Below are 15254 nucleotides of genomic sequence, written 5' to 3'. Positions count from 1 at the left end.
CTCCGGCGGAGGGGCGCGCGCGAGCGCCGACCTTCCCTGTGATAGTCTCGCGCCCGCTGGCAGATGGCACGCGCCGATGATCGTACCCTCCAGAGCGCGCCGCCCGAGCAGAGCGCGCCGCCCGAGGTCGCAGGGCTCGCCGGCGAGACGACTGTCGCCCTCCCCGTGGGCGAGGGGCAGGCGGCGGCCGCCGGGGGCGAGCCCACGCGCGAGGCGCCGGATCGCGCGGGCGATTACCGGCTCGGGAGCGCCCTCGCCGAGGGGGGCTTCGGCGTCGTCTACCGCGGGGAGCACGCGGAGCGCGGCACGCCGGCGGCGGTGAAGGTGATGCACCCCGAGCTCGCCCTGCACCCCGATCTGCTCGCCCGCTTCGAGCGCGAGGTCGAGGCGACGCGGCGGGTGCGGCACCCGGGCGTGGTCGAGATCTTCGACGTCGGCCGGCTCGCGGACGGGCGCCCCTACCTCGTCATGGAGCTGCTCGAGGGCGCCGACCTCGCGCAGCTCCTGCGCGGCCGCGGCCGGCTGCCGCCGGAGGAGGCGCTCGCCGTGCTCGAGCCGCTGTGCAGCGCGCTCCAGGCGGCGCACGCGCTGGCGATCGTGCACCGCGACGTCAAGCCGTCGAACGTCTTCCTGTGCGCCGGGAGCGACCGCCCGCGCGTGGTGCTGCTCGACTTCGGGGTGGCGAAGCTGCTCGACGCGCCCGGGCCCGCGCTCACGACGTCGCGGCACGTCGTGGGCTCGCCCTCGTGCATGTCCCCCGAGCAGCTCATGAGCCGCCCCGTCGACGCGCGGTCGGACATCTACGCGCTCGGCGCGCTGACGTACACGATGCTCGCCGGGGAGCCGCCGTTCTCGGGCACGTCGCTCGTGGTGCTGCGCCAGCTCCACCTGTTCGCGAGCCCGCCCCGCCCGAGCGCGCGGGCGCGCGTGAGCCCGTCGCTCGACCGCGTGGTGCTGCAGGCGCTCAGCAAGGATCCCGCGGAGCGCCAGGCGTCGGTGGGCGAGTTCATCGCCGGCCTGCGCGCGGCGATCGCGGCGCCACGGGCGCGCGGCGCCGGCGAGCGGCGCGCCGCGGTGGGCATCCACGTCGAGGTGCACGCCGACCCCGGCACCCTCGAGGAGCCGGACGCGGAGCTGCTCGACGATTTCGAGGCGGTCCTGCCGCTCGCGCTCGGCGCGCTCGCGGACGCGGGGTTCGGGGCGGCCGTCGAGGCGGGCACGGCCGCGCTGGTGACGGCCGACAGGCCGCTCGATCCGGCGGCAGACAAGGCGGCGCGGCGCCGCGCGGTGGACGCGGCGCTGTCGCTGATGCGGCAGCTCGACGCGCGCGCCGGGCGCGACCCGAGGGTCCACGTCCGCCTCTGCGTGCACGCCGGCGAGCTCGTCGCGGGCGCGGACGGCGCGCTGGCGGGCGGCGACCTGCTGGAGCTCGCCGCCTGGGTGCCCGAGGGGACGGCGCACGGCGTGTTCGCCTCGCCGGCGGTGCTCGACGGGCTCGGCATCGCCGCGCAGCCCGCGCCGACGTCGCGGCGTCCGAGCGCGCTGCTGCGCGTGATCGACGCCGAGCGGCCTTAGCGGGACGCCGGCGGCGGCGCCCGGGCGGGCTCGCGCCTCGAGCGCGCCCCTCTCCCCGGCGCGGCCTGCGCTGTTCTGCGCGGCGCTCCCTGGCCCGCTTGCGCTTGCCCGATCGGCGGCGTAGCTTCCGGCGCAATTGTATGGGTTCCCATGCATCGCCGCCCGGGCGGCGAAAGAGCGCCGCGCAGCGGTCGTACGGCGGGCCGGACGCGCAGCGGGTCATGGACGCGATGCGCGCCATCGTGCAGCGCCTGCGCGTCTCGTCGCGCGCGTGCGAGCGGCAGCTCGGCGTGAGCAGCGCGCAGCTCTTCGTGCTGCAGCAGCTCGACCAGGCGGCGGCCGCGTCGATCGCCGAGCTCGCGCAGCGCACGCTGACGCACCAGAGCTCGGTGTCGGTCGTCGTGACGCGCCTCGCGGAGCGCGGGCTGGTCGCCCGGCGCGCCTCGCTCGAGGACGCGCGCAGGACCGAGATCGCGCTCACCCCCGCCGGCCGCGCGCTGCTCCGCCGCGCGCCGCGCACCGTTCAGGCCGAGCTCATCGCCGCCGTGGACCGCCTGCCGGCCGACGAGCGCCGCGGGCTCGCGCAGAGCCTCACCACCCTCGCCCGGGCGCTCGGCGCCGGGGACGAGGCCCCCCCCCTGTTCTTCGATGGCGACGAAGCCCGCTCCGGCACCGGGGCGGGGGATCACGAGGAGAGCTGACATGTCGAGCGCGAACGCCCCACATACCAACACGGCCTCCGGGAGCCTCCCGGTCGCCCCTTCGATGGGGCCGGCCCTCGAGGACCTCCGCGTCCCCGCCCCCGCGGCCGCCGTCGACCGGCGGGTCGTCTTCGTGAGCGGCCTCGCGATCGCGATCGCCGGCGTCGCGTTCCTCGCGGCGGAGCTGCTCACCAAGCTCATCGCCGTCATCACGAACCTCGCGTTCTTCGGCCGGCTCTCCGCCGCGCCCGCGTCGCCCGCCGAGCACCAGGTGGGCCCGCTCGTGCTCGTCGTGCCGATCGTCGGCGCGCTCGTCGTCGGCGTGATGGCGCGCTACGGCTCGCAGGCGATCCGCGGCCACGGGATCCCGGAGGCGATGGAGCAGGTGCTCTTCAACCAGAGCCGCATCCCGCCCCGGATAACGCTGCTCAAGCCGCTCTCCTCCGCGATCGCGATCGGCACCGGCGGGCCGTTCGGCGCGGAGGGGCCGATCATCGCGACCGGCGGCGCGCTCGGCTCGCTGGTCGGGCAGGTGCTCCGGATCACGGCGGACGAGCGCAAGACGCTGCTCGCCGCGGGCGCGGCGGCGGGCATGTCGGCGACCTTCGGGAGCCCGGTGGCCGCCGTGCTGCTCGCGATCGAGCTCCTGCTCTTCGAGTACCGGCCGCGCTCGGTGATCCCCGTCGCCCTCGCCGCCGCCACGGCGGCCGCCGCGCGCCTGGCCGTCGGCGAGACCGCGCCGGCGTTCGAGATGGCGGCCGTGGCGCCCTCGACCGGCCCCGCGCTCGCCTTCTACATCGCGCTCGGCGCCGTCCTCGGCGTCGCGGCGATGGGCGCGACCCGCGCGGTCTACGCGATCGAGGAGGCGTTCGAGCGGCTGCCGCTGCACTGGATGTGGTGGCCGGCGATCGGCGCCGTCGCGATCGGCGCGGTGGGCTACTTCGCGCCGCAGACGCTCGGCGTCGGGTACGACAACATCGACGACATCCTGAGCGGCCGGCTGGCGCTCGCCGCGCTCGTGTCGCTCTCGGTGCTGAAGTTCGTCTCCTGGTCGATCGCGCTCGGCAGCGGCACCTCGGGCGGGACGCTCGCGCCGCTCTTCACCATCGGCGGCGGGCTCGGCGCGGCCCTCGGCCTCGCCGCCAGCTCGCTCTTTCCCTGGCTCAACGCGGACGCCCGCGTCGCCGCGCTCGTCGGCATGGCGGCGATCTTCGCGGGCGCCTCCCGCGCGCTGCTCGCCTCGGTGGTCTTCGCCTTCGAGACGACCCGGCAGCCGATGGGGCTCCTGCCGCTGCTCGGCGGCTGCAGCGCGGCTTTCCTCGTCTCGAGCCTGCTGATGCGGCACTCCATCATGACGGAGAAGCTCGCCCGCCGCGGCGCGCGCGTGATGGCGGAGTACGCGGCCGATCACCTGGCGCAGATCACCGCGCGCGAGGCTGCCTCCTGCCCCGCCGTGACGCTCGCGGCCGACGATACGGTCGAGGCGGTCCGCGCCTTCCTGGTGTCGCAGGGCAAGGGGTCGCGCCACCAGGGCTTCCCGGTCGTGGACGGCCGAGGAGAGCTCATCGGCGTGATCACCACGCGCGACGTGCTCGCCCAGCAGGCCGGCGATCTCCCGATCCGCGACCTCGTCCGGCGGCCGCCCGCCGTGGTGTTCGACGACAGCTCCCTCCGGGAGGCCGCCGATCACATGATCACCGAGGGGGTGGGCAGGCTCCCGGTCGTGTCGAGGCAGGCGCCCCGCAAGGTGCTCGGGATACTGACGCGCAGCGACCTGCTCGACGCGCACAGGAGCCGGATCGAGGCCGGGCAGCGCCGCGAGCAGGCGCTCGTCCGGCGGGGCGGCGCGCCGCCCGACCGCCGGCAAGGCGCCGCGAGCGAGGAGCTCCCGTCCTGAGGGGCTAGTCGACGAAGTAGTCGCGGTCGCCGGCGAGCCCCTGCTCGAGCGCGGCCATGCCCTTGGCGACGTCGAGCTTCACGCCTTCGCGCTGGAAGCTCATCCCCATGGCGTAGAGCGTCTTGAACAGGTTGTGCGAGCGGCACTGCTCGCCCATCTGGCCGACGCGCACGATGTTGAGGCCGAAGGCGCCCGAGATCTCGACGCGGAAGGCCTTGGTCATGTACTCGCGGATGCGGGCGCTATCGACGCCGCTCGGCAGCTTGATGGCGAGCACGCTGTTGAGGCGCACGTCCTTCGCCGCGAACAGCTCGAGCCCCATCGCCTCGATGCCCGCCTGCATGGCCAGAGAGCTCATCTCGTGGCGGCGGAAGCGCCGCTCGAGCGTCTCCTCGCAGACGAGGCGCAGCGCCTCGTGCAGCGCGAGCACGCCGGGCACGGGCGCCGTGTAGTGGTATTGCTGGTAGCCCCAGAACCGCTGCGCGCGCGTGGCGTCGTAGCACCAGTGCGGGCGCGGCGAGGGGCGCTCCTCGACAACCTTCCACGCGTCCTGCGAGAACGCGCAGGCCGAGACGCCCGGGATCGACGACAGCGCCTTCTGCCCGCCGACGATGCCGACGTCGATGCCCCACTCGTCCATGTGCACCGGCATGGCCGTGAGCGTGACCACCGCGTCCACGATCGTGAGCGCGCCGTGCGCCTTCGCGAGCTTGCAGATCTCCGGCAGCTCCACCATGCGGACGCCGCAGGACGTCTCGCCGTGCGCCATCGTGATCACGTCGTAGCGCTGCTTCTTCAGCGCCTCGCGCACCTCCGCGAGGGTGACGGGCCGCCCGGCCGGCCCCTCGAGGAAGGTCACGTCGGCGCCGACGCCGAGCGCCATCTCGCCGAGGCGGCCGCTGAACGTCCCCACCTTCAGGCAGAGGACCTTGCGCCCGGGCCAGCACAGGTTCGCCACGGCCATCTCCATGGCCGCGGACGCGGGCCCGGCGATGCCGAGGATCTTGTCGCTGCGCGTCTGGAACGCGTAGGCCGCCATGTACTTCACGTTCTGGATGACGCGGTCCATGGTGGGGCCGAGGTGATTGATGATGACCCCGTTCGCCTGCGCCACCGCCTGCGGGATGGGCACCGGACCGGCGCCCATGAGGAGCAGCGGCTCGGACGGCAGGATCGCGGCGAGGGGCGTGATCGGCGGGGGCAAGATGGAGAACGACATGGCCAGGACCTTGGGCAAAAGCGCGGAGCGCGCTAGCAAGCCCAATGCATCCTGCCGCGTCAAGTTTTAGCCGGCAAGCGGGCGCGACGCCTGACCCGCTCGGGCGGCCGGCGGGCGCCTGCATGCCCTGACCCCGATCGCCGACGGGCCGTTCTCGGCGGCGTCCGGCGCGGGCTGCCGGCCAGGAGAGGCCCTGCTTGTCGCACGACCCTGGGGGGCGAGTCATACGACGAGCGGGACCTCCGCTGCCCCTGTGCCGAGGAGGCCCTGCTCGTCGCACGACCCCGGGGGGGTGAGTCATGCGACGAACAGGGCCCCCTCTGGCCTACCGTGAAGGGCGGGAGCGAGCGCTGCGTCGGCAGAACCCGAGTCGGGCTCATGAGCAGCAAGGCTCTCTCCACGCCTCGTACGATAGACCCAAGGTGTTCCCCGACGTCACAGGGCGCAGCGGCGGAACAGGAGCTCCTCCCTGTCGCGCCCTGTGACTGTATCGGGCGTAGCGCCTCAGCAGAGGGTCAATCGACCCGTTCATACCACCGAGCGACGCCGCGAGATCGCCTGATAGCCCGCGGTGAGCAGGATGGCGCCGATGAGGGACATGAAGAACCCCGCCGGCTCGCCCTCGCGGTACATGAAGAGCATGCGGCCGAGCAGCCCGCCGACGAACGAGCCGATGACGCCGATGATCATCGAGACGACCCACCCGCCCGGTTCACGGCCCGGGACAATAAGGCGCGCCAGAGCACCGACGACGAGGCCAAACAGGAGAAAGAGAATGAACGACATGATGAACCTCCCAGGGAGGAGCGAAGCGCTCCTCGTTGCTTGCAGACTGTTCAGCAAGCGCCGCGCCATGCCGTGAACTCCGCGCTCTCCTACAGGCGCCCGGTCGGGCAGGACGCCGCGGGCAGAGCGCAGGGGCACCATTCCACCGCAGAATCCGGCTGCAGCACGCAATGCGGCCTGGCGAGCCGGGACGGCCAGCTCGTCCGGTGGGGACGCTTCCACCGGATGTGCGTGGCGTATTGCCTCAAACGAGCTGAAAGGGAGAGCGCGGGCGGGGTAGCCTGCCTCAATGTCCCCCCTCGCCCTCCCGATGGGGTCGGCTCGCGCCGTCGTGGCGTGGCGGTTGCACGTGGTGGAGAGCGATGGCGCGCCGCAGAAAGGCGCGGCGCATGTCCAATCAAGAGGAGGGTACGATGAGCAACGAGAGCGACCGTAATGAAGGAACCGCGGAGGAGCTGGGTGGCAAGCTCAAGAAGGGGCTCGGCAAGCTGATCGGCGACGAGCAGATGGAAGCGGAGGGCCGCGCCAAGGAGGTCAGGGGCAAGGTCCAGCAAGAGGACGCCAAGGCGGATGAACGCGCGAAGGGAGCGCTCGAAGAGGCCGCCGGCGCCATCAAGAACCGGGTCGGCAAGCTGGTCGACAACGAGCAGATGGCCGCCGAGGGCAAGGCCAAGGAGCTCCAGGGCGAGAACCGGCAGAAGGCCAATCAGTAGGTAGAGCGCACGCCCGGAAAGGGGCGCTGCCCCCGGACAGCACGCTGCCTGCTACGCTGTTCGAGGGCAGCGTCCACACGACGGATCGACTCCCCATCTCCCGGCGGGCCGTCGCGCTGTCGCGCAATCACGCTGTCGCGCCGTCACGCCTCCGTGGCCGACACGGCGTGCCGCTGGAGCAGCTCGCGCAGGTGGCTCCTGTCCATCCGGGCTGCTCGCGCGGCGCGCGAGAGGTTGCCGCCGTTCGCGCGCACGAGCGCCGTCAGGTACGCCCGCTCCCAGCGCGCCACGGCGCGCTCCTTCGCCTCGCGGAACGACAGGCTGAGATCGTCCTCCCGGAGCGCCTCCAGCGCGGGGGGATTGCCCTCCCTGCCCTCCGAGCCCATCACGGCCTCGCGGAAGAGCGCCGGATCGATCATCAGCACCGCCCGCTCCACCGCGCCGCGCAGCTCGCGGACGTTGCCCGGCCAGTCCTGGCGCATGAAGGTCTCGAGGAGCTCGCCGGGCGGGCTCTGGTCCTGCCCCTGCGCGAACTGCCGGTAGAAGTGCGCCGTGAGCAGCGCGATGTCGTCCGGGCGCTCGCGCAGCGCCGGCACGCGGAGGCGGACGATGTTCAGCCGGTAGTAGAGGTCCGACCGGAAATTGCCGCGGTTCACCTCCTGGCGGAGATCGCGGTTGGTCGTCGCGATCACGCGGATGTCGAGCTTGGTCGGCTCGACCGTGCCGATGCGCCGGATCTGCCGCTCCTCGAGCACGCGCAGGAGCTTCGGCTGCATGTCGAGCGGGAGCTCGCCCATCTCGTCGAGCAGCACCGTGCCGCCCCGCGCCGCCTCGAAGGCGCCGACGCGCGCCGACTGCGCGCCCGTGAACGCCCCCTTGGCGTGCCCGAAGAGCTCGGCCTCGATCAGCGTCGGCGGGATCGAGCCGCAGTCGATCACGACGAACGGCCCGCCCGCGCGCGGGCTGCTCTCGTGGATGGCCTCGGCGAGCAGGCCCTTGCCCGTGCCCGTCTCGCCCTCGATGAGCACCGTCGAGTCCGACGCGGCGATGCGCGGCAGCGCCGCGAAGATCCGGCGCATCGCGGCGCTCTGCCCGAGCACCCGGCCGTACCTGTCCTCGTCGCCGAGCGGCTCGCGGATCTCCTCGGCGAGCGGCTCGAAGCGGAGCGTCGACTGCCCGAGGCCGAGCGCGGCGCCCGGCTGGAGGTAGGCGGCCTCGACGCGGAAGCCGGAGAGGGTCGTGCCGTTCTTGCTGCCGAGATCGCGGAGCAAGAAGCCCCGCGGGGTGACGGTGATCACGCAATGGTGCCGCGACACAGCGCGGTCGGTCAGGATGAGCTGGTTGCCGGGCGCCGTGCCGATCACGAACTCGGCCGCGTCCGACACCTGGGCCGCCCCGGCGTCGGGGCCGGCCGTTACCTGCACGCGGAAGCGGCTGAACGCGATCTCCTTGGAGCGGACCTTGAGGAGCGCCGTCTCGGCGCTCGCGTGACCTTTCGGCTCGGAGCCCATCGCGCCAGCGTACCACGCCGCCGCGCAGGGCCGGGGCCGGTCGGTAACCTTCCCGGGGGCGCGCCGGCGCGTCGCGGGCGCACCGGCCTGTCGCGGGCGCACCGGCTTCCCGGGAGCGCACCGGCGCCTTACAGGGAGCGGCCATGACCCCGGCCAGCCAAGGCGCGCCGCGCGGCGCCGACGCGGACGTCCTCGTGATCGGCGCCGGGTTCGGCGGCCTCGGCGCGGCGCTCTCGCTCGCGGAGCGGGGGGCGAAGGTGGTCCTGTGCGAGGCGCTCAGGTACCCCGGCGGCTGCGCCAGCACCTTCGAGCGCGGCGGCTACCGGTTCGAGTCGGGGGCCACGCTGTTCGCCGGGCTCGCCCCGGAGCAGCTCTTCGGCCGGTGGATCGCGCGCCACGGCCTCGACGTCGCGGTCGACTGGATCGACCCGCTTGTCGAGCTGCGGACGCCCTCGCTCCGCCTCGCGATCGGGCGCGACCGCGGCGCCCTCGTGGACGCGCTCGCCGGCCTGCCCGGCGCCCCGGCGCGCGGGATCCGCGCCTTCTTCGCCTACCAGGCGCGCGTCGCCGACACGCTGTGGGCGCTCTTCGACGACCCCGCCCTGCTGCCGCCGCTCGGCGTCCGCGCGCTCGTGCGCCACGCGGCGAGCACGCCCCGCTACGCCGCGCTGCTGCCGGTGCTCGGGCGGCCGCTCGAGGGCGTGCTCGCGCGGTTCGGCGTGGCGGGCTTCGCCCCGCTCCGGCAGTACCTCGACGGGCTCTGCCAGATCACGGTGCAGTGCGGGGTCGCCGAGGCCGAGGCGCCCTTCGCGATGGCGACGATGGACTACTACTTCCGCGGCACGGGCCACGTCCGCGGCGGCATCGGCGCGCTCGCGTGGGCGCTCGTCCGGGCGGTCGAGCGGCTCGGCGGCGAGGTGCGCATGGCGAGCCGCGTGCGCTCGCTCGAGCCGGTGCCGGGCGGGTTCCGCGCCGGGACGCGCTCGGGCGAGATCCGCGCGCGCCAGGTCATCGCGAACCTGCTCCCGCAGGACCTCCGCGCGCTGCTCGGCGCCGCGCCGGGCGCGCTGCCGCGGCTCGATCGGCTCGCGCGCGACGTCGAGGGGGGCTGGGGCGCGGCGATGCTCTACCTCGTGGCGCGCGCGCCCGAGGGCGCGTCGGCCGCGGCGCACCACCTGGAGCTGGTGCAGGACCCGCGCGCGCCGTTCACCGAGGGCAACCACCTGTTCGTGTCGGTGAGCGGCGCCGCGGACGAGGGCCGCGCGCCGCCGGGGCACCGCACGCTGACCGTGTCGACGCACGTCCCGCTCGCGAAGCACCGCGCGCTCCCGCCCGGGCAGCAGGGCAGCTACATCGGCGCGATCCAGGCGCGGATGCGCGAGGGGCTCGCGGCGCTCGCGCCCGAGTGGAGCGAGAACGTCGTGCACGCGCTGACGGCCTCGCCGCGGACGTTCGCGCGCTTCACCGGGCGCGCGGGCGGCGCCGTCGGCGGCGTGCCGCGGCGCGCGGGGCTCGGGCACTACCTGTCGGTGTGGCCGCGCCCGGTGCAGGACGGGCTCTGGATGGTGGGCGACTCGGTCTTTCCCGGGCAGAGCACCCTGGCGACCGCGATCGGCGGCGTGCGCACAGCGGAGAGCGTCGCGCGGCGGCTCGGGCTCGCGCGCGGCGGGGGGTGAGCGGCGCTCGATGACCGGGGAGCCCGGAGAGCACGACCCGGAATCGCATCGTCGGTGGCTCATCCCGGCGCGCCGAGCAGCTCGGCGTCCCACCCCTCGGCCCCGGGCCCGAGCGGCTGGCCATAGGAGAACTCGACATAGTTGCCGTCCGGATCCCTGAGGGCGCAGAAATAGGCGACGGGATAAGGCAGCTCCCGGGGAGGCCAGACGAGGTGCGCTCGGCCCCGACTCGCCACCTCGTCCACGGCGGCGCGGCTCTCGAGCGCGAACCCGAAGTGGCTCATGTCCTCCGGGGCCTGCGGCGCGCGGCGGCCGCCCTCGATCATCACCAGGACGAACGTCCGCTCCTTTCCCTCCTCGGCCAGCCATGCGACCCGCGTGCCGGCGTCGTTGCGATCGTGAACCACCTTGAGCCCGCAGAACTCGCGATAAAAGGCGATCGTCGCGTCGAGGTCGCCAACGTGGAGCGCGACGTGGGTCATCATGGGCTTCATTGTAAATGCTCCTTCCCTGTCCTCGCGTGCGGTGGTTGACGGACGGACCGACTCGACAGCAGCGGGAACCGCGGCCCGATCGGCCTCGGCGAGGCCCCGTCCTCGCTAGGCGGGATCGAGCGCCTTGCTCGCCGCGTACCTGCGCGCGGTGGCCCGGATCTTCTCGATCTGCGCCGCGTCGAAGGAGACGGGCGCTCCGGTGCGCGTGTAGCTCATCACGTTGTCGTCCGTGCCGCTGTGGCCGAGCCCGAAGAAGTGGCCGAGCTCGTGCGCGAGCACGGTGGGCCGCGCGTTCGCCGCCAGGATGACGAACCGGCGCTCGGGCGTCGCCCGTCGGCGCCAGTGAACGCCCATCCGGAAGCGCCGCGGATCGTCGACGTCCCGCAGCGACGCGACGACCATCACGTTGATCCGGCGCGCCTCGATGGCCGAGGCGAGGGCGTCGCGGTCCTCGCGCGTCTCGATCCGCGAGGAGCCCGGGGACAGCGCGCGCGAGGCGACCTTGCGCAGCGCCACGCCGGCGGGCTCGAACAGCCGGGCCGCCTCGGCGATCTGCGCGTCGACCCAGGCCTCGTCGCGCACCGGTTGCCCCACCTCGCCCTCGGCCACGGCGATCGACAGGGGAAACGCAGGGACTGGCGAGGCCGCGGGCCCCGCGGCGCGGGCCAGCCTCGAGGCGAGCGCGCCGGCGGAGAGCAGGCCGGCCGTGGCGAGCAAGGCGCGGCGGGAGACCATGGATAAGGCACTCTACCATGCGCTCTCCAACCACCGCGAGAGCGCCCGTGAAGCCTAGAACCACCGACGCGCGGGGCGATGTAACGCGGCCCGCCGCGGCCGCTTGCTCCCCTTGTCGCTGCGGCGCGCGGCGGGTAAGAGGTCCCCCATGATGCGAGGCGCGCTCAGCGACATCACGAGGGCGGTCGGCAACACCCCGATCGTCAAGCTGAACCGGGTCACCGAGGGGCTCCAGAGCGACATCTACGTCAAATGCGAGTACCTGAACCCGGGCGGCAGCCACAAGGATCGGGTCGCGCTGAACATGATCCGCGACGCCGAGGCGCACGGGCTCAAGGCGGGCGGCACCATCGTCGAGGCGACCAGCGGCAATACAGGCGCCGCCCTCGCCATGGTCGCCGCCATCCGCGGATACAAGTGCGTCTTCGTCATGCCAGACAAGATGTCGCAGGAGAAGATCGCGACCCTGCGCGCCTACGGCGCCCGCGTCGTTGTCTGTCCGACCGCCGTCGAGCCCGACGACCCGCGCAGCTATTACCAGGTCGCGAAGCGCATCGCCGACGAGACGCCGAACTGCTTTTACGCGAACCAGTACCACAACCCGTCGAACCCCGAGGCCCACGTGGGCTCCACCGGCCCCGAGATATGGCAGCAGTGCGGGGACGACCTGGACGTCTTCGTCGCCGGCATGGGGACGGGAGGCACCATCAGCGGCGTCGGCAAGTTCCTCAAGCAGAGGAAGCCCGAACTCAAGATGGTCGGCGTCGACCCGGTGGGCTCGCTCTATTACGACTACGTGAAGACCCAGCGGATCACGAAGCCGTTCGCGTACAAGGTCGAGGGGATCGGCGAGGACTTCTTCCCGAGCACGATGAACCTCCAGATCATCGACGAGATCATCCGGGTCGACGACAAGGAGTGCTTCCTCATGACGCGCGACCTCGTGCGGCTCGAGGGCCTCTTCGTGGGCGGCTCGGCGGGCGCGGCGGTCGCCGGCGCGATCAAGTATGCGCGCCAGAGCGGGAAGAAGGAGAACATCCTCGTCCTTCTGCCCGACGGCGCGTCCAAGTACATCTCGAAGATCTTCAATGACGACTGGATGCGGGAGAACGGCTTCCTCGAGGAGGAAAAGAGCCTCGGGACTGTGCGCGACCTGCTCGCCGGCAAGCCCGGCGCGTCGGTGGTCACCGCCGACGCGAACGCGCGTGTCCGCGAGGTCATCGACATGATGAAGTCGCACGGGATAAGCCAGCTCCCGGTCATCCAGGACGGCAAGCTGCGCGGGCTGGTCCACGAGGTCGACCTGCTGCGGCACCTTGTCGAGGGGAGCGGCACGCTCGACTCGAGCGTCAGCGGGCTCGTCGAGAGCGACTACGCGACGGTGACGCCGGCGACGAAGGTCGAGCTCCTGAAGGGCGTCCTCAGCGACGCGAGGATCGCGCTCGTCGTCGACGAGGAGACGGTGCTCGGCGTCGTGTCCAAGATCGATCTCATCGATTACCTCGCTCGCAAGGCGACGCCGGCGGCCAGCTAGCGTCTGGACAGGAAAGGAAGTTCGCGTGACGGTCGATGTCGACACGGTGCGGCGCGCGCTGCACGACCATATCGTGAAGGAGATCTTGCTCCGCAAGGCGCCGCTCGCGCTGGACGAGGATCTCTTCGCCGGCGGGTCCGGGTTCGATTCGATGTCGCTGACGCGGGTGCTCGTGTTCATCGAGCAGCGCTTCGGCGTGACGATCCCGGACGAGGAGGTGGACCTCGACGAGGTGTCGACGGTCGACAGGATGGCGCGCTTCGTCGCCGGCCGCATCGCGGCCGCGCAGGGCTAGCGGGGCCGCGATGGCCGGCCCCTACCGGCTGCGCGCCGAGGACCTGGCCGCGCGCGGCGACGCCGTCGCGCTCGCGTCGCGCGGCGCCGCGGTGACCTACGCCGAGCTCGCCGCGCGCGCGGCGGCCGTGGGCGCGGCGCTCGCCGGGGCGGGCGCGCGCCCGGGGGACCCGGTGGCGCTGCTCTCGTCGGGCCGCGCGCACGACGAGCCGGCGGCGCTCGCCGGGGTGCTCGCGGCCGGCGCCGTGGCCGTCCCGCTCGACGCGACCGCGCCGCCCGCGCGGCTCGGCCGGATCGCGCGGGCCCGCGGCTGCCGGGCGCTCGTGCTCGACACGGCGGCCGCCGGCCTCGCGGACGGCATCGACGCCGCGCTTGGCGCAGGCCTGCCGCGCGTGGAGCTCGACGCCGAGGGCCGCGTGGTGCGCGCGACGGCGCCCTCCAACGCGGGCGGCGCGCGCGACGCGGGCGGCTCGGGCGGCGGGGGCGGTGGCGGGGCGCAGGAAGTCGCGTGCATCCTACACACATCGGGCAGCACCGGGGAGCCGAAGCCGGTCCCCATCACCTGGGCAGGGCTCGACGCGTTCACCGCATTCTGCATCGATCTCATCGGCCTCTCGCCGGCGGACCGGGTCCTCCGCGTGGCCGAGCTCGTCTTCGATCTCGCCTGGTTCGACCACCTCGCGACGTTCCGCGCCGGCGCGACGCTCGCGACGATGACGCGGCGCGACCTCGCCTCGGGCCGCGCGCTCCGCGACGCTGTCTTCGCGCTCGCGCCGACTGTCATCTACGGCGTGCCGTCGATGTTCATGAAGCTCGCCGCGGCGCTGCCCGCGGCGGACGCGGGCGCGCCCGCCGCGGCGCTCTCCCCTCCGGTGCGCGCCGTCCTGTTCGCCGGCGAGGTGTTCCCGCCGCGCGAGCTCGCCGCGCTGGCGGCGCGCGCGCCCGGCGCGGCGCTCTACAACCTGTACGGGCCGACCGAGACGAACGTCTGCACGTTCCACCGCGTCGACCGCGCGGCGCTCGACGGGGCGAGCGAGATCCCGATCGGCCTCGCGTGCCCCCACGCCGCCTGCGCGCTGCTCGCCGAGGACGAGGGCGGCGGCGTCATCGAGGGCCCCGGGACGGGCGAGCTCGTTGTCTCGGGGCCGACGACGGTGAACGGCGGCCCCTACCGGACGCGCGACCGGGTGGAGCGCAAGGCGGATGGGCTTTTCTATTTCCGCGGCCGCATCGACCGGATGGTCAAGGTCCGGGGCTACCGCGTCGAGCCGGGCGAGGTCGAGGCCGCGCTCGCGTCGCACCCCGCCGTGCGCCAGGCCGCCGTGATCGCCGTGGAGGACCCGCGCCTCGGCAAGACCCTGCACGGCTTCGTCGCGCTCACGGCCGACAGCGGCGACGCGGACGACCGCGCGCTCAGGATGTACCTCGCGGAGCGGCTGCCCCCGTACATGGTCCCGGAGAAGATCGTCGCGATGGACGAGCTGCCGCGGACCTCGACAGGGAAGATCGATTATTTCGCGCTGCCCGGGTGAGCGTTCGCCCGCTCCCCTGCCTTGTAGGAGCCGGGCACCTTCCGGAGCGCGACCGCCATCCGGTTCCACGCATTGATCGTCGCCACGAGCCAGGTCAGATCCGTGAGCTCCCGCTCCGAGAAATGCGGGCGCACGGCGTCATAGACGCGATCGGGCACCTGGTCCTCCGCCACCAGGGTCACCGCCTCTGTCCATTCCAGCGCGGCCCGCTCGCGCTCGCTGTAATAGGGCGCCTCGCGCCACGCGCTGAGCCCGTAGAGCCGCTGCTCCCCCTCCCCCGCGGCCCGCGCGTCCTTCCAGTGCATGTCGATGCAGAACGCGCAGCCGTTGATCTGCGAGGCGCGGAGGAGCACCAGGTGCTTCAGCGCCTCCTCCAGCGCGGAGCGCTTCACGAGGGCGCTCAGCCCGAGCATCGCCCTGTACGCCTCGGGGGCGACGCCCGCATAGTCAATGCGCTCCTCGGTACGTGAACTGATGCCGGACTGCATACTCACCTCATCCTCTGTGATATCCCTCCCCGCGACGGCGCGCGGGCGTCCACAGCGCACGTCTAGACGGCCCGCGCCACGTCGACGAGAGCCACTTGG

Annotated in this window: 14 protein-coding genes; 8 read left to right on the top strand and 6 right to left on the bottom strand. The window is 73.4% G+C overall.

Features of this window, described 5'->3' with window-relative positions; genetic code table 11:
* Positions 1–63 precede the first annotated feature (63 nt).
* From WMF42_RS02500 to WMF42_RS02490, 3 genes are all read left to right on the top strand, one after another.
* Positions 64–1575 carry a serine/threonine-protein kinase gene (locus WMF42_RS02500; RefSeq protein ID WP_437689967.1) on the top strand — a complete coding sequence of 504 codons (1512 nt, stop codon included), beginning with the start codon at positions 64–66 and terminating at the stop codon, positions 1573–1575.
* Positions 1576–1715: 140 nt separating this feature from the next.
* Positions 1716–2276, top strand: a complete 561-nt coding sequence (locus WMF42_RS02495) for a MarR family winged helix-turn-helix transcriptional regulator (RefSeq protein WP_437689966.1) — start codon at positions 1716–1718, stop codon at positions 2274–2276.
* Position 2277: 1 nt separating this feature from the next.
* The gene (locus WMF42_RS02490; RefSeq protein ID WP_437689965.1) at positions 2278–4173 is read left to right on the top strand and encodes a chloride channel protein; all 1896 of its coding nucleotides are present in this window, start codon (positions 2278–2280) and stop codon (positions 4171–4173) included.
* A gap of 4 nt (positions 4174–4177) precedes the next feature.
* On the opposite strand, the gene WMF42_RS02485 is transcribed toward WMF42_RS02490, so the two are convergent.
* On the bottom strand, positions 4178–5392 hold the full coding sequence (locus WMF42_RS02485; RefSeq protein WP_061606619.1) for a pyridoxal-phosphate-dependent aminotransferase family protein: 1215 nt from the start codon (positions 5390–5392) through the stop codon (positions 4178–4180).
* 528 nt (positions 5393–5920) lie between these two features.
* The gene (locus WMF42_RS02480) at positions 5921–6178 is read right to left on the bottom strand and encodes a GlsB/YeaQ/YmgE family stress response membrane protein (RefSeq protein WP_061606618.1); all 258 of its coding nucleotides are present in this window, start codon (positions 6176–6178) and stop codon (positions 5921–5923) included.
* Between the two features lie 413 nt (positions 6179–6591).
* Here WMF42_RS02480 and WMF42_RS02475 point away from each other — a divergent pair, with 413 nt between their 5' ends.
* Positions 6592–6891 (top strand): CsbD family protein, encoded by a 300-nt coding sequence (locus tag WMF42_RS02475; RefSeq protein WP_061606610.1) that lies wholly within the window; start codon positions 6592–6594, stop codon positions 6889–6891.
* Positions 6892–7034: 143 nt separating this feature from the next.
* Here the strand turns inward: WMF42_RS02475 and WMF42_RS02470 are convergent, their stop codons facing one another.
* Positions 7035–8402: a sigma 54-interacting transcriptional regulator gene (locus tag WMF42_RS02470; protein WP_061606617.1), complete on the bottom strand. Its 1368-nt coding sequence runs from the start codon at positions 8400–8402 to the stop codon at positions 7035–7037.
* A gap of 143 nt (positions 8403–8545) precedes the next feature.
* Between WMF42_RS02470 and WMF42_RS02465 the strand changes: the two genes are divergently transcribed.
* Positions 8546–10078, top strand: coding sequence for a phytoene desaturase family protein (locus WMF42_RS02465; protein WP_437689964.1), 1533 nt, complete (start codon positions 8546–8548; stop codon positions 10076–10078).
* 59 nt (positions 10079–10137) lie between these two features.
* Here WMF42_RS02465 and WMF42_RS02460 read toward each other — a convergent pair whose 3' ends face one another.
* Both WMF42_RS02460 and WMF42_RS02455 read right to left on the bottom strand, forming a co-directional pair.
* A complete protein-coding gene (locus tag WMF42_RS02460; protein WP_061606609.1) occupies positions 10138–10572 on the bottom strand; it encodes a VOC family protein in 435 nt (144 codons plus the stop codon).
* 105 nt (positions 10573–10677) lie between these two features.
* Positions 10678–11307: a hypothetical protein gene (locus tag WMF42_RS02455; RefSeq protein ID WP_437689963.1), complete on the bottom strand. Its 630-nt coding sequence runs from the start codon at positions 11305–11307 to the stop codon at positions 10678–10680.
* Positions 11308–11455: 148 nt separating this feature from the next.
* Here WMF42_RS02455 and WMF42_RS02450 point away from each other — a divergent pair, with 148 nt between their 5' ends.
* Genes WMF42_RS02450 through WMF42_RS02440 form a run of 3 tightly spaced genes read left to right on the top strand, consistent with a single transcriptional unit; the run spans position 11456 to position 14667 of the window.
* The gene (locus tag WMF42_RS02450) at positions 11456–12841 is read left to right on the top strand and encodes a cystathionine beta-synthase (protein ID WP_061606607.1); all 1386 of its coding nucleotides are present in this window, start codon (positions 11456–11458) and stop codon (positions 12839–12841) included.
* A 25-nt stretch (positions 12842–12866) separates the two neighbouring features.
* Positions 12867–13136, top strand: coding sequence for an acyl carrier protein (locus tag WMF42_RS02445; protein WP_061606606.1), 270 nt, complete (start codon positions 12867–12869; stop codon positions 13134–13136).
* Positions 13137–13146: 10 nt separating this feature from the next.
* A complete protein-coding gene (locus tag WMF42_RS02440; RefSeq protein ID WP_437689962.1) occupies positions 13147–14667 on the top strand; it encodes an AMP-binding protein in 1521 nt (506 codons plus the stop codon).
* Here WMF42_RS02440 and WMF42_RS02435 read toward each other — a convergent pair.
* On the bottom strand, positions 14646–15155 hold the full coding sequence (locus WMF42_RS02435) for a carboxymuconolactone decarboxylase family protein (protein ID WP_061605753.1): 510 nt from the start codon (positions 15153–15155) through the stop codon (positions 14646–14648). The two genes, WMF42_RS02440 and WMF42_RS02435, sit on opposite strands and share 22 nt — an antisense overlap.
* Positions 15156–15254: the final 99 nt, after the last annotated feature.

Origin of the sequence: Sorangium sp. So ce176, assembly GCF_051519835.1 — a bacterium.
GTDB classification, from domain to species: domain Bacteria; phylum Myxococcota_A; class Polyangia; order Polyangiales; family Polyangiaceae; genus Sorangium; species Sorangium cellulosum_G.
Note: the sequence above shows the minus strand (reverse complement) of the source record. Positions and strands in the feature narration are given on the sequence as shown.